At 48.5% G+C, this 13,673-nt stretch carries 12 protein-coding genes; 10 read left to right on the forward strand and 2 right to left on the reverse strand.

The features are described from left to right. Window positions 1–13 precede the first annotated feature (13 nt). The gene (dnaN, locus tag G8768_RS02300) at window positions 14–1,117 is read right to left on the reverse strand and encodes a DNA polymerase III subunit beta (RefSeq protein ID WP_166851981.1); all 1,104 of its coding nucleotides are present in this window, start codon (window positions 1,115–1,117) and stop codon (window positions 14–16) included. 60 nt (window positions 1,118–1,177) lie between these two features. Further along, window positions 1,178–2,797, reverse strand: coding sequence for a chromosomal replication initiator protein DnaA (dnaA, locus tag G8768_RS02305; RefSeq protein ID WP_371315461.1), 1,620 nt, complete (start codon window positions 2,795–2,797; stop codon window positions 1,178–1,180). A 670-nt stretch (window positions 2,798–3,467) separates the two neighbouring features. On the opposite strand from dnaA, the gene rpmH reads away from it, so the two are divergent. The 10 genes from rpmH (at window position 3,468) to G8768_RS02355 (ending at window position 13,614) form a co-directional block, all read left to right on the forward strand. Next, window positions 3,468–3,602 (forward strand): 50S ribosomal protein L34, encoded by a 135-nt coding sequence (gene rpmH / locus G8768_RS02310; RefSeq protein WP_166851970.1) that lies wholly within the window; start codon window positions 3,468–3,470, stop codon window positions 3,600–3,602. Between the two features lie 36 nt (window positions 3,603–3,638). Further along, the gene (gene rnpA, locus G8768_RS02315) at window positions 3,639–4,007 is read left to right on the forward strand and encodes a ribonuclease P protein component (RefSeq protein ID WP_166851967.1); all 369 of its coding nucleotides are present in this window, start codon (window positions 3,639–3,641) and stop codon (window positions 4,005–4,007) included. Beyond that, on the forward strand, window positions 4,007–4,246 hold the full coding sequence (gene yidD, locus G8768_RS02320) for a membrane protein insertion efficiency factor YidD (RefSeq protein WP_166851964.1): 240 nt from the start codon (window positions 4,007–4,009) through the stop codon (window positions 4,244–4,246). The genes rnpA and yidD overlap by 1 nt, the downstream gene beginning before the upstream one ends. Window positions 4,247–4,251: 5 nt before the next feature. Further along, complete coding sequence (gene yidC / locus G8768_RS02325; protein WP_166851961.1) at window positions 4,252–5,925, forward strand: membrane protein insertase YidC; 1,674 nt, start codon at window positions 4,252–4,254, stop codon at window positions 5,923–5,925. A 118-nt stretch (window positions 5,926–6,043) separates the two neighbouring features. Then, on the forward strand, window positions 6,044–7,420 hold the full coding sequence (gene mnmE / locus G8768_RS02330; RefSeq protein ID WP_166851957.1) for a tRNA uridine-5-carboxymethylaminomethyl(34) synthesis GTPase MnmE: 1,377 nt from the start codon (window positions 6,044–6,046) through the stop codon (window positions 7,418–7,420). 927 nt (window positions 7,421–8,347) lie between these two features. Further along, a complete protein-coding gene (gene mnmG, locus G8768_RS02335; RefSeq protein ID WP_166851954.1) occupies window positions 8,348–10,237 on the forward strand; it encodes a tRNA uridine-5-carboxymethylaminomethyl(34) synthesis enzyme MnmG in 1,890 nt (629 codons plus the stop codon). Window positions 10,238–10,270: 33 nt separating this feature from the next. Next, window positions 10,271–10,900 carry a 16S rRNA (guanine(527)-N(7))-methyltransferase RsmG gene (gene rsmG / locus G8768_RS02340; protein WP_166851951.1) on the forward strand — a complete coding sequence of 210 codons (630 nt, stop codon included), beginning with the start codon at window positions 10,271–10,273 and terminating at the stop codon, window positions 10,898–10,900. 85 nt (window positions 10,901–10,985) lie between these two features. Continuing rightward, on the forward strand, window positions 10,986–11,798 hold the full coding sequence (locus G8768_RS02345; protein WP_166851948.1) for a ParA family protein: 813 nt from the start codon (window positions 10,986–10,988) through the stop codon (window positions 11,796–11,798). A gap of 48 nt (window positions 11,799–11,846) precedes the next feature. Then, entirely contained in the window at window positions 11,847–12,776 is a 930-nt protein-coding gene (locus G8768_RS02350) for a ParB/RepB/Spo0J family partition protein (protein WP_166851945.1), read from the forward strand. A 451-nt stretch (window positions 12,777–13,227) separates the two neighbouring features. Then, window positions 13,228–13,614: an ATP synthase subunit I gene (locus G8768_RS02355; protein ID WP_208020058.1), complete on the forward strand. Its 387-nt coding sequence runs from the start codon at window positions 13,228–13,230 to the stop codon at window positions 13,612–13,614. The last annotated feature ends 59 nt before the right edge of the window (window positions 13,615–13,673 follow it).

Consider the following 13,673-nt stretch of genomic DNA (forward strand, 5'->3'; position numbering starts at 1 on the left):
GGAAAGCCCATCCTTACAGACGCATGGGCATTACAACGTAAACCGCGTTGCCGCCCTCTTCGGCTTCCACCAATGCCGAGCTATTGGAATCAGACAGGGTGAATTTAACGTTTTCAGATTGAAGTACGTTGACCACATCCTGTAAGTAACTGACATTGAAGCCAATTTCCAGGCTGTCCCCACTGTAGTTGACGGTAACCTGCTCTTCCGCTTCTTCCTGCTCAGGGTTATTCGCTGTGACGGTCAACTGTCCATCACTTAGCAACAACCTTACACCTCGGTATTTTTCGTTGGACAAAATCGCCGTACGAGCAAAGGCTTGCTTCAACTCAGCGCGTTCGCCGATAACAGTTTTGTTGCCGTTCTTCGGTAATACACGCTCATAATCCGGGAATTTCCCATCAACCAGCTTTGAAGTGAAGGTATAGTGCTCTGTAATTGCGCGGACATGGTTACTACCCAAGCTCACTGTAACTTCAGCATCGCTGTCTTCCAACAGTCGAGACAATTCAACGACGCCTTTGCGGGGCAAAATCGCGTGCTTGTTTTCAGGGCAGTTGATATCGATTTGCTCAGTACTCAAGGCAAGGCGGTGACCGTCGGTAGCAACAAAACGTAACTGCCCCTGGCTAACTTCCCAAAGCATGCCGTTGAGGTAATAGCGAACATCCTGCTGTGCCATCGCAAAGCCAGTGCTGTCGATCAGGCCTTTGATAATGGACTGACCACAGGAAAACTGCAGATCCTGGGCGGAATCTTCCACATTGGGGAAGTCGTTCGCAGGCAAGGTTGCCAGACTGAAACGGCTACGGCCACTCTTCACAGTCACCTTCTGACCATCTTCAATAAAATCAATCAAAGCACCATCAGGCAGTGAACGACAAATATCAAACAGCTTACGCGCAGGAACAGTAATTTGACCGGAATCTCCCGCTTGCTCCAACTGCACGCGGCCCACGATTTCCACTTCCAGATCGGTACCGGTCAAGGATAGCTGATCGCCCTCAAGAACAACCAGTACATTCGCCAGAACAGGCAGAGTTTGTCTGCGCTCTACAACACCCGCAACCAACTGCAGGGGTTTTAATAAAGCATCTCGAGAGATAGTAAATTTCATCAATTTATCCCAAATCCTAATGGTTTTATATTAGATATATCTTATATAAATACAACGTACTTAAGTGGTCAAGGAACGCAAAAGATTCTTCACATCTTCGCGGATATCGGCATCTTCTTCCCTTAACTCCTTAATTTTACGGCAGGCATGCAATACAGTTGTATGATCGCGTCCGCCGAAAGAGTCCCCAATTTCAGGCAAGCTGTGATTGGTTAATTCCTTTGCCAAAGCCATAGCGACCTGGCGAGGTCGAGCAACAGATCGGCTGCGTCTCTTCGACAATAAATCAGCCACCTTGATTTTATAGTATTCCGCCACAACGCGCTGGATATTATCGATACCAACTTGCTTATCTTGCAGGGCTAACAGGTCTTTTAGCGCTTCTCGAACCAAAGGCACATCGATATCGCGTCCGGTAAATTGCGCATTGGCAATCACACGTTTAAGTGCACCTTCCAGTTCACGAACATTGGAGCGAATGCGCTGGGCAATAAAGAAGGCCGCATCGTTTGGCAATAACATGTTGGATTGAGCGGCCTTCTTCATCAAAATGGCCACTCGGGTTTCCAATTCGGGCGGTTCAACCGATACGGTTAAACCCCAACCAAAGCGGCTCTTCAATCGCTCTTCCAGCCCCTGAATCTCTTTTGGATAACGATCGCAGGTCAGGATAATTTGCTGCCCCCCTTCCAACAGGGCATTGAACGTATGGAAAAATTCCTCCTGGGAACGCTCTTTGCCGGCAAAAAACTGGATATCATCAATCAAAAGCGCATCAACTGAACGGTAAAAGCGCTTAAAATCGTTGATTGCATTCAATTGCAGGGCTTTCACCATATCCGCAACAAAACGCTCGGAGTGCAAATACACCACTTTAGCGTGTGGGTTCTGTTCAACGAGGTGGTGACCAACAGCGTGCATAAGGTGAGTTTTACCTAAACCAACACCGCCATAAATAAACAGAGGGTTGTAAGAACCACCCGGATTTTCCGCTACCTGCCTTGCAGCCGCCAAACCTAATTGGTTCGATTTACCTTCAACAAAACTCTTAAACGTAAAACCGGCATTTAAGTAGGTGCGATGCTTCAAGCCACCTTCAACTTCAATATCGCCGCTGGGCTTGATGATTTCAGGGGCTGCTTTTATTGGTTCAGCAGGTACAGATGGTTGTTGATCCAACGAGACAGGCTTAGACACTGCATTGTCGAACCCGCCTCCACTCATTCCAGGAACAGCCAGGTTAGCGGAATGGCCAGCGCTGCTCGATCCCGGATCTATTGCCGTTGAATAGTTTGAGTTTACGTTCGGCATACCGTCGGAAACAGGCACGTTTAGATCCCGATTATCCGGTGCCACTATCGGAGTGGGTGCAGGCACTGGATTCATCGTCGGCGTAGCAACAGCGGTTTGAATTGGCTCAGGATTAGCACGCTGGCTTCGACGTTGAAAACGGGTCGCCTGACGATTAGCCACTGCGACACTCACATTCAACCGAGCACCCTCGGCGTAATTATTGGCCAATTCAATGATACGAGATAAGTACTTGTCGTTTACCCAATCATGGATAAATCGATTGGGAGCCAACAGACACAATCCACCCGCATCGTCCGATTGCGCTTGCAGTGGTTTGATCCAGGTATTGAACTGCTGAGAAGGCAACTCCTGACTTAAGCTGCTCAAGCATTTATCCCAAATAAGACCTGACAAAAAATCCCCCAATAACCCAGCAGGTTTGTTTTATTCTTGTAAGCTTTCACCCACAACAGCGCAGCAGGAAACAACATAAAATCGCTATGTTGATCGGCATGCGCGAAACAATATCTATATATAAAGAAGAAAGACTTTATTTTCTGGATCGCCAAGTCTGTGTTTGTCTTCTTTTTATCCAAAGACATGGCGGCTTTAATGACAACGAGGGTGACAAAAGCCAATGGCGACGTGTGTATAAGTCTTCTTTCCCTGGCTGTGTTTGTTCAAATAACTCAAGTTAACCACAGCGATCCGCCTAGACTACCTCAACAAGGATAAGTTATCCACAAAAACCGTATTTAATTTTTACTACAGCCAGAAAAACTCCCCTTATATCAACGACTCACCCAACTATCTCAAATCCATGACTAGACGCTCAAAATTTGTTTTCTGTGGAAAACCCTGTTGAAAACCTGAATATAGACTGTACAAATACGGTTAAAAAACCGTTAATCCATCAATATCTGATCATTTTCTAATTATTCATTGCATTTTTTAGGTGGATTCATTAAAATCGCGCCTCATTTTTCCACGAGCTCGGCTGTTCAAATGGGTTTCAGTTAAGCTCTAAAGCCGACATGATTGAACAACGGGTATTATCATGAAAAGAACTTTTCAGCCAAGCGTACTGAAGCGCAAGCGCACTCACGGTTTCCGCTCTCGTATGGCCACTAAAAACGGTCGTAAGTTGCTTGCTCGCCGTCGCAGCAAGGGCCGTAAAGTATTGGCTGCATAATTAGCGCTAATACTGCCCTGACACTGGAGTTTTCGCTTGTCGCACCATTTAGGTTTTGATAAATCCCTGCGACTGCTGAACTCCAGTGATTTTAAGCCAGTCTTCGACTCGCCTTCCTTTCGTGCTTCTCATCAGCACTTCCTTATTCTCGTAAAACGTAATCAGCTGGATCATCCCCGACTGGGTCTGGTTATCGCCAAAAAGAATGTTCGCCACGCGGTCGATCGCAATCGTCTAAAACGTGTGATTCGGGAATCTTTTCGGTTACAGCAACACCAATTGCCTTCATTCGATGCTATAGTGCTCGCTCGCCGCGGCATGGACACACTCGATAATGCGGCATTGACACGTCAGTTAAATAAACAGTGGCAAAAGCTGGTTCGTAAAGCAGCGAGCAATGACTAATGAAAACGCTATTGCTGGGTTTGATCAAAGTCTATCAATACCTCGCCAGCCCCTGGGTTGGTAACCAATGTCGTTTTTACCCAAGCTGCTCTAATTATGCGAAAGAGGCAATAGAAACTCACGGCAGTTTAAAGGGCTGTTACCTGGCCGCATGCCGATTGGCCAAATGCCACCCCTGGCACCCAGGCGGAATTGACCCTGTGCCGGCTAAACCTTCAACTTCTCAAGACCAAGAATAGACATTATGGATTGGCAAAAGTATTTATTGATCATCGCCATGGCAGTGGTCTCTTATCTTTTGGTGCTGGAATGGAATGAATTCCAGGACCGCAAACTGGCCGCAAGCAAACCGGTTGCAGCCAGCGAGGAAACCCTGGCTTCTCCAGTCGCCGCCAGTGAACTTCCAACACCGGCCCTGAACAAAACAGCAGTGGCCAGTGACCTTCCCACCACAGGAACCGAACCGGTAGAAACTACCCCAACCAGTTCCCAGCTAATCCGCGTTAAAACCGATGCTCTGGATCTGATCATCGATACCCACGGTGGCGACATTATTAAAGCGGCATTGCCTCAGCACTACGCTGAGCTGAATCGCCCCGAACTGCCGTTCGTGATTCTGAATCGTACTGCGGACAAAACCTATATTGCTCAAAGCGGATTGATTGGCCCCAACGCTACCGATACCGCCAAAGGTCGCCCGGTTTTCCAAACCAGCCAGAGTCAATACGAACTGGCTCCGGGTAAGGACAATCTGGCAGTAGATCTGGTCCTGCAACAAGGTGATGTTCAAATCACCAAACGCTTTAACTTCGCCCGAGGCGAAAACCTGATCAAGATCCAATATCTGATCGACAATAAAAGCGGCAGTAATTGGAAAGGTAACTTCTACGCTCAAATTAAGCGTGATCGCTCTCCTGTAGCAACCGGAACCAGCGCCATTGGCCTTCAGCCATACCTCGGTGCCGCATTGACCACAGCTGATGAAAATTACAAGAAAGTTGATTTCGACGATCTTGATGAAGAATCCGTAAAAGTCGATATCCAGGGTGGCTGGGTAGCTATGGTGCAGCACTACTTTATTGGTGCCTGGATCGCCGATAAAGAACAGGATAATACCTTTACCCTGCGTCGTATTCGCAATACTCAAATGTACACTTTTGGTTATACCGCACCTCAGACTCTGGTAGAGCCAGGTACCTTAGGTGTGATTGATTCTGAGTTTTATGTTGGTCCAAAAGACGTATACCGTCTGGAAGAAATCGCTCCACATCTGGACTTAACCGTGGATTACGGTTGGTTGTGGTGGATTGCGAAACCACTGTTTTATTTGCTGACCTGGATCCAAGGCTTTATCGGTAACTGGGGTTGGTCCATTGTCGTTCTGACACTGATTATTAAAGCGGCCTTCTTCAAACTGACCGCGACCAGCTATCGAAGCATGGCCAATATGCGCAAGCTGCAACCGAAAATGCAGCAACTGAAAGAGCTTTACGGGGACGATCGTCAAAAGATGTCTCAAGAAACCATGAAGCTCTATCAAAAAGAAAAGGTGAACCCACTGGGAGGCTGTTTACCCATCCTGATTCAAATGCCGGTATTTATTGCCTTGTACTGGGTGCTTTCTGAATCGGTAGAATTGCGTCATGCGCCATTTATTTTATGGATTCAGGATCTGTCGGTGAAAGATCCGTACTTCATTTTGCCGTTAATCATGGGGGCTACCCAATGGTTTATGATGAAGATGAACCCGACTCCACCGGATCCGATGCAGGCAAAAATCATGAGCTATATGCCCATCGTATTTACCTTCCTGTTTATGTGGTTCCCGGCAGGTCTGGTATTGTACTGGGTAGTGAACAACACGATTTCGATGATTCAACAGTACATCATTACCAAACAGATTGAAGCAGAAGCCTAAGCTTTCAGCTTTACCAAAAGGGGCTTCTAGCCCCTTTTTTTATAGAGTTAAATCGACATCGATTATTTTTGTAAAAATACATTTGTTAAATTATTTTACAAATTGCGAGCCAGAAAACATGCAACAGTCTTATCAATTCAGTGACACCATTGCCGCCATTGCAACCGCACCTGGACGCGGAGGCGTTGGAATTATTCGCGTCTCCGGCAAGCATGCTGCTGATATTGCTGAAAGAATCTGTGCAAAAAGTTTAACCGCAAGACACGCCCACTATTGTGATTTTCACTCCAGTAATGGAGACGTCTTGGATTCGGGTATTGCACTGTTTTTTAACAACCCTGATTCTTTTACCGGAGAAGATGTATTGGAATTACAGGGTCACGGTGGTCCAGTCATTCTGGATTTGCTGCTGGCCGAAGTCTGCAAACTCGGTGCCCGCATGGCTCGACCGGGAGAATTTTCCGAGCGCGCCTTTATCAATGACAAAATGGATCTGGCTCAGGCCGAAGCCATCGCCGACCTTATCGAGGCTAGCTCGGCCCAAGCCGCTCGCAATGCTCTTCACTCCTTACAAGGTGTGTTTTCAAAGCACGTTCACGAATTGGTCGAATCCCTGATTCGTCTGCGCATTTATGTAGAAGCCGCTATTGATTTCCCTGAAGAAGAAATCGATTTTCTTAGCGATGGCAAGGTGGCAGGAGATCTCACTCAGCTACAGAAACAGCTCGAACAATTACTGGCCGATGCCAAACAAGGTGTGTTGGTTCGTGAAGGCATGAATGTCGTTATCGCCGGTAAACCCAATGCCGGTAAATCCAGTCTGCTCAATGCCCTCGCCGGAACGGATAAGGCCATTGTGACGGACATCGCCGGTACCACACGTGACATTCTTCAGGAACAGATTCATATCGACGGCATGCCTTTACACATTATCGATACAGCCGGCTTACGAGAGAGTCCGGATGAGGTGGAACGCATTGGTATCGAACGGGCCTGGCAAGCCATTGAAAAAGCCGATCGCGTTTTGCTATTGGTTGACGGACAGACCATCGATGCTGATTTTAATAAAGGCTCTATCTGGCCTGAGTTTACCCAAAAGCTTCCAAACCCTGATCAGTTAACGGTCATCCTCAACAAAGCCGACTTGAGTAAGCACGGAGTTGGTCTACTCAGCTCTGACAAAGAAGATTGCCTGGGAATCAGCGCCAAAACCGGTGCCGGCCTGGAAGAACTTAAACAGCATTTAAAATCCGTAATGGGCTACCAGGGCGCCAGTGAAGGTGGTTTTACAGCCCGTCGCAGACATCTGGAAGCCATTGAAAAAGCTCAGGAATCACTGGACAACGGAGCACTGCAGTTACACGAGCTGGGTGCGGGGGAATTGCTCGCTGAAGACCTGCGTGCGGCTCAGGAAGCACTTGGTGAAATCACTGGCAGCTTTACACCGGACGAACTCTTGGGGCGCATCTTTTCCAGTTTTTGTATTGGGAAATAAGCACCTTTCTGTATTTCGCGTTTTTGGGAATGGCTTCCTTATATAGGTAGTCGTTTACAAACAGCAGTTAGGCCTCACACAGACACTTATTTGCAGATCCCCTGGAAAATTATCCTCCTGGATTTGGTTTCCCCATTGCTTTAGATCAGCAACAAAGAAGCCTCTCGTCTGCCTGGGTCACCGTCGCTTCGAAACGCATATCCCACCCAATATCCCCCTCAATAACCCCTCCTATCCACTACCAATCCTTCAACACAAAGACTAAATAGTACGAAGGGGGTATACAGTAGTCCGAAATATAGAACAGGATTCCATTCACCGTTCGCACTCAGTTTTCACAAAAAAACAATAAGGTCATATCAGGCCAAATAAAGTTATCCAAAGTTACCCACAGAAAATTTGAATAAATACGGTTACTTAGAGAGGGTTATCCACAATTACCCACAGCTTTATCACATAAGTGCTTAATATTGCAGGTTTTTTGTTCGATCAGAAGAGATTAAAACCGGCTTGTGAATAAATCATGGTAGAACTCTTGAGCTTCTTCGGCGTAAAAATGTGAATAAACCCAAGTTAGGCACAGAGCCCAAATTTATCCAAAATTCATCCGAGTATTAAACAGGGCTTTTCCCCGCCTTAAACAGAGGCTTTTGGACATAGTTAAGCACTGGCTAAGTAATTGATATAAAAGAACTAAAACTGCTTATCCACAGAAAACTGGCCCACTATATATAACAATAAATATAATCTTCTTTATCTATTCATATATAAATATTTATTTATCTTCTTATCTATTAATTAAAGACTGATAAATTAAGAAAAACGGACTCTGATTAATATTCGAGCAAGTTTTGAACTCTTGGAGAAAGATCCCTATAATGCCTGCCCTTTTTCTTACCCCTGCCTGGTTCAGGCAAAGGCGATACGGTGGATTACAAAAAGACCTTTGATGTCATTATTATTGGTGGTGGACACGCTGGCACTGAAGCGGCCTTGGCGGCCGCTCGTATGGGGAGTTCTACCCTTCTGCTGACCCACAATATTGATACCTTGGGTCAGATGTCTTGTAATCCCGCCATTGGTGGCATTGGCAAATCCCACTTGGTGAAAGAAATTGATGCCTTGGGTGGCGCCATGGCACTGGCGACCGACCGTGCCGGTATTCAATTTCGAGTACTAAACAGCCGCAAGGGGCCTGCTGTACGAGCCACCCGGGCACAAGCTGACCGAGTACTCTACAAGGCCGCAATACGGGAAACGCTGGAAAATCAGCAAAACCTGCAAATCTTCCAGCAATCGGTTGACGATCTGATTTTAGAGGGTGAGCAAGTTCGCGGTGTGATTACCCAAATGGGACTACGTTTCTATGCGCCCGCGGTGGTACTAACGGCAGGTACCTTTCTGGGTGGCAAAATTCATATTGGTTTGGAAAATCACTCCGGTGGCCGAGCAGGTGATCCGCCTTCCATCGCATTGGCTGATCGACTGCGTGAACTGCCCTTGAGAGTTGAGCGACTGAAAACCGGAACACCACCAAGAATCGACGCACGATCCGTCAACTTCGACGGGCTTGCCGAGCAGTGGGGGGATAATCCGGCCCCGATCATGTCCTACATGGGCAAAGCCGAAGACAAGCCTGAGCAAACCTGTTGCTGGATTACCCATACCAACAGCCGAACCCATGACATCATCATGGCAGGACTCGACCGTTCGCCGCTGTATACCGGGGTTATCGACGGAGTTGGGCCACGTTATTGTCCCTCCGTCGAAGACAAAGTTAAACGTTTTGCTGATAAAGACTCCCATCAGGTCTTTATCGAACCTGAAGGCCTGACCACCCACGAACTTTACCCCAATGGTATTTCCACCAGTTTGCCTTTTGATGTGCAGCTGGATCTGGTGCATTCCATCAAAGGTTTTGAACAGGCCCATATCACCCGTCCTGGATACGCCATTGAGTACGATTTTTTCAATCCCCAGGATTTGCATTACAGCTTGGAGACCAAACACATCAAAGGTTTGTTCTTTGCCGGACAAATTAACGGCACTACCGGTTACGAAGAAGCGGGTGCACAAGGATTGCTGGCCGGCAGCAATGCCGCCTTACTCGCCCAGGGCAAAGCCCCCTGGCATCCCCGCCGCGATGAAGCTTACCTCGGCGTGCTGGTTGATGATCTGATCACCCTTGGCACCCAAGAGCCTTATCGTATGTTCACCAGTCGTGCGGAATATCGCCTGTTGCTGCGTGAAGACAATGCCGATGCCCGTTTGACCGAACAGGGGCGCAAAATTGGATTGGTTGATGATGCTCGCTGGCAGCATTTTTGCGAAAAACAGGAAGCCATTGCTCAGGAAGAACAGCGCTTGAAGAGCACCTGGGTACAGGCCGGCAGTGCCGAAGCGACTCAGCTGGCGCCCAAATTGAAAGCGCCATTGAGCCGTGAGTACAGCTTGATGGATCTACTGCGCCGCCCGGAATTAGAGTACGGCGACATTGCCGAGCTGCCCTACCCCAAAGCGGATATTTCCAGCGAAGTATCCGAACAGGTTCAGATCAGCGCCAAATACGCGGGCTATATCGAGCGTCAGATGGGCGATATCGAAAAGCTGCGTCAAAATGAAAACACCTTGATCCCAGAGGACTTCCCCTACGATTCCGTGGAGGGCTTGTCCAATGAGGTGAAGCAAAAACTCAAGGAATCCCTGCCGGGCACTCTCGCCAAGGCGTCCCGAATTCCCGGAGTGACCCCGGCTGCAGTGTCGCTGTTGTTGGTGTATTTGAAGAAACATGGTCTTTTGCGTAAGCAAAGTGCTTAGGCGTGCCGTGAAAAGAAAGGATCGTCGCTAAACATGTCCTCGCACTTGCGCAACCGCCTTGAAGCAGGCCTGAATACCCTGGATGTCAGTCTTCCCGACGACACCATTGAGTGCCTTGTGGCCTATATCCAGCTGTTTGATAAGTGGAATAAAACCTACAATCTGTCAGCGGTACGGGATATCGACGCCATGGTTTCCCGCCATTTGCTCGACAGTTTGGCTATTTTGCCCTTTGTTGAGGGGCAGAGACTGATCGATGTGGGAACGGGCGGCGGTTTGCCAGGTATTCCCATGGCTATTTGCCATCCCGAGCGCGAGATCCACCTGCTGGACAGTAATGGCAAGAAAACCCGTTTTCTGTTTCAGGTGAAAACCCTGTTGAAGTTGGACAATGTGCAAGTGCATAACTGCCGGGTAGAGAGCTTCCAACCGGAAGACAAATTTGACGGCGTAATGAGTCGGGCGTTTGCCAGCTTGGAAGACATGACCCAAGGTTGCCACCATTTGCTGAAGGAAAACGGCCGCTTTTGGGCCATGAAAGGAATTTATCCAACAGATGAATTGAAGCCGTTGGAAAAACACTATATCGTCGCTAACTCCCATGCATTAACGATTCCGGGTGAAGAGGGTGAACGCCATGTTCTGGAGATCCGCCCCCGCTAATGGGCGCGAGCTATTCCCCGCGTAGCGACAATAAAGCTTGTGAGCGCACACTTTGCTGCCGGAGCAGGCAAGAAGGATAACGACATTGAGTACCCAAGGCCCCTGCCACTTATACGCCATTGCCAACCAGAAAGGTGGTGTGGGTAAAACCACCACAACCGTAAACCTGGCCGCTTCCCTTGTTGCTACCAAAAAGCAGGTTTTGCTGGTGGATCTGGATCCCCAGGGCAATGCCACGATGGGCTCGGGTATCAACAAGAACGAACTTGAGTTGTCGATTTACGATGTCATGGTGGGTGAAGTTGGCGCGAAAGAGGCTCTGGTCAAATCGGAAGACGGGGGTTACTCCGTTCTGCCAGCCAATGGCGACTTAACGGCCGCCGAAGTGGAAATGCTCAGCCTGGAGCACAAAGAGCGCCGGCTGCAGCTGGCCTTGAAAGAACTGACCTCAGAATTCGATTATATTCTGGTCGACTGCCCGCCATCACTGAACATGTTAACCCTCAATGCTCTGGTGGCGTGTCAGGGCATTATCATCCCGATGCAATGCGAATATTACGCATTGGAAGGTTTGTCGGCGCTGATTAATACCATCAACCAGATTCAAAGTGCTTTGAATCCCGAGTTACAGGTCGAGGGTATATTGCGCACAATGTACGATCCGCGCAACAGCCTCACCAACGATGTGTCTGCTCAATTGGCGGATTTCTTTGGCGAGAAGCTCTACCGCACCTGTATTCCACGTAATGTTCGGCTGGCCGAAGCCCCGAGTTTTGGGCAGCCGGTGTTGGTCTATGATCGCAATTCCAAAGGTGCAACCGCGTATCTGGCTTTAGCCGGTGAGCTGATTCGACGTAATGAGCACAGTCTCAAAAATGTGGCGGAAGCCGAAGCATAAGATCAACGTAAAACAGTATTCGCAATTTTTTAAGAAGTAGGAATCACAATGGCGGGGAAACGCAAAGGTTTAGGTAAGGGCTTGGATGCACTATTGGGCAGCGGCGGAGCGAGCCAGGTGGAAAATGCCACCCAGGCGATCGCCGCTGTTTCTTCCCCTGAGCCTGGTCAAGATGGCACCCTGACTGACATCCCTGTGGAATTTATCCAACGCGGTAAATACCAACCTCGCCGGGACATGCACCCGGATGCCCTGGAAGAGCTTTCCGAGTCCATCAAAGCTCAGGGTGTGATGCAACCTATCGTTGTTCGCCCTATCGATTCAGGCAATGACACCGTTAAATACGAAATCATTGCCGGTGAGCGCCGATGGCGTGCGACCCAACTGGCCGGTCTCGATAAAATCCCGGCGGTGATTCGCGAAGTAGCCGATGAAGCGGCCATTGCGATGGCGCTGATCGAGAATATCCAGCGTGAAGATCTCAATCCGATCGAAGAGGCCATTGCCCTCAAGCGTTTGCAGGATGAGTTCGAACTCACCCAGCAGGAGGTTGCGGCGGCAGTGGGTAAGTCACGTACCACTGTCACCAATCTGCTGCGCTTGATCAGCCTCTCCGATGAGGTGAAGAAAATGCTCGAACATGGTGATCTGGAAATGGGCCATGCTCGCGCCTTGTTGCCTCTACCGAGCCATGAGCAAAAAGACGTGGCTCGACAGGTATCTGCAAAAGGCTTGTCGGTGCGTCAAACAGAGGCGTTGGTCCGCCGCCTGCAGCAAATGGATCAGAACGAAGACAACTTCAAGGCTGATAAAACCATCGATCCGGACATCAAAAAGCTTCAGGACGGCCTGTCCGAGCAGATTGGTGTTCCGGTTATGGTTCAGCATGGCGCCAAAGGCAAGGGGAAGTTGGTTCTGAACTATTCCAGTCTCGATGAACTGGATGGCATTTTGAATCACCTGAATTACGAATCCTGATTCCCTGATTTTTTTGACCTTGTCAGGGCTTGGCAAGGTCTGTTTCTCCCTTCGCCGTCGATACCGCTTTGGGGGCTATTTTCTTTCTCTTCTGAAATACCTTTTGCCTTAGGGAATTCAAGCGATATCACTCTGACTTTGGTTTGAATGATCAAAAATCATCCTCAAACTTTAGATGATAACGCTACAAGTAATATAATTATTATGAATATTCTGAATAGCGATTGCTGAATTGCTGGGTGTTTTTTGAACGTCGATTCCCGGGCTCGGGTTTTGCTGATTAGTAAGCGTTTACATATCCCGAAATTGCCAATTTTAGGGGATTTTATCGCCTTGAATGCAAGGTCTCTTAACACTATAATGCGCGACGCCTAACTGCGCCCAAAATAAGCGCAGATGCAGGCGTATTCGGTGCTAAAAGTGGGGCTTATTGGAAATCGGCGTTGCCATCATGCATAGCAATACCATCGATAAACCCGCAATTTTGCGTGTGATGTTACAGCTTTTCCTGCTCAGTGGAGTGATCTCTCTACTGGTGTATGGTCTTCGCCCCATTTGGGGGCAGTCGATCATGGCAGGCGCTTGCCTCTATATCATCCCGCAAAGCTATTTTGCCTTATATGCCTTTCGCTTTCGTGGTGCCCGGGCCAGTCGCTTGATTGCCCAGTCATTTTATCGAGGTGAAGTGGGCAAGTACCTGTTAACACTGGTGGGCTTTGCCTGTGTGTTTAACAGTCCGGTTAGCTGGTCCGTCGCGGTGGTGTTTGCGGCTTATGCCATTGCCCTCCTGCTGGGCAGTTTGTTGCAGACCCGGGCGATTAATCAGGTTCGCTGGTGAGTCTCAGGACAGACCAACAACAAGACGAGCAATAAGCTCGCGGCTAGGGGTTCTAAAAG

Origin of the sequence: Pseudoteredinibacter isoporae, from assembly GCF_011602085.1 — a bacterium.
Lineage (GTDB): Bacteria > Pseudomonadota > Gammaproteobacteria > Pseudomonadales > Cellvibrionaceae > Pseudoteredinibacter > Pseudoteredinibacter isoporae.

Coding starts and splice junctions, on each gene's coding strand:
- dnaN (WP_166851981.1), bottom strand. CDS start 1,117: ATGAAATTTACTATCTCTCGAGATGCTTTATTAAAACCCCTGCAGTTG.
- rpmH (WP_166851970.1), top strand. CDS start 3,468: ATGAAAAGAACTTTTCAGCCAAGCGTACTGAAGCGCAAGCGCACTCAC.
- yidD (WP_166851964.1), top strand. CDS start 4,007: ATGAAAACGCTATTGCTGGGTTTGATCAAAGTCTATCAATACCTCGCC.
- yidC (WP_166851961.1), top strand. CDS start 4,252: ATGGATTGGCAAAAGTATTTATTGATCATCGCCATGGCAGTGGTCTCT.
- mnmE (WP_166851957.1), top strand. CDS start 6,044: ATGCAACAGTCTTATCAATTCAGTGACACCATTGCCGCCATTGCAACC.
- rsmG (WP_166851951.1), top strand. CDS start 10,271: ATGTCCTCGCACTTGCGCAACCGCCTTGAAGCAGGCCTGAATACCCTG.
- G8768_RS02350 (WP_166851945.1), top strand. CDS start 11,847: ATGGCGGGGAAACGCAAAGGTTTAGGTAAGGGCTTGGATGCACTATTG.
- G8768_RS02355 (WP_208020058.1), top strand. CDS start 13,228: ATGCATAGCAATACCATCGATAAACCCGCAATTTTGCGTGTGATGTTA.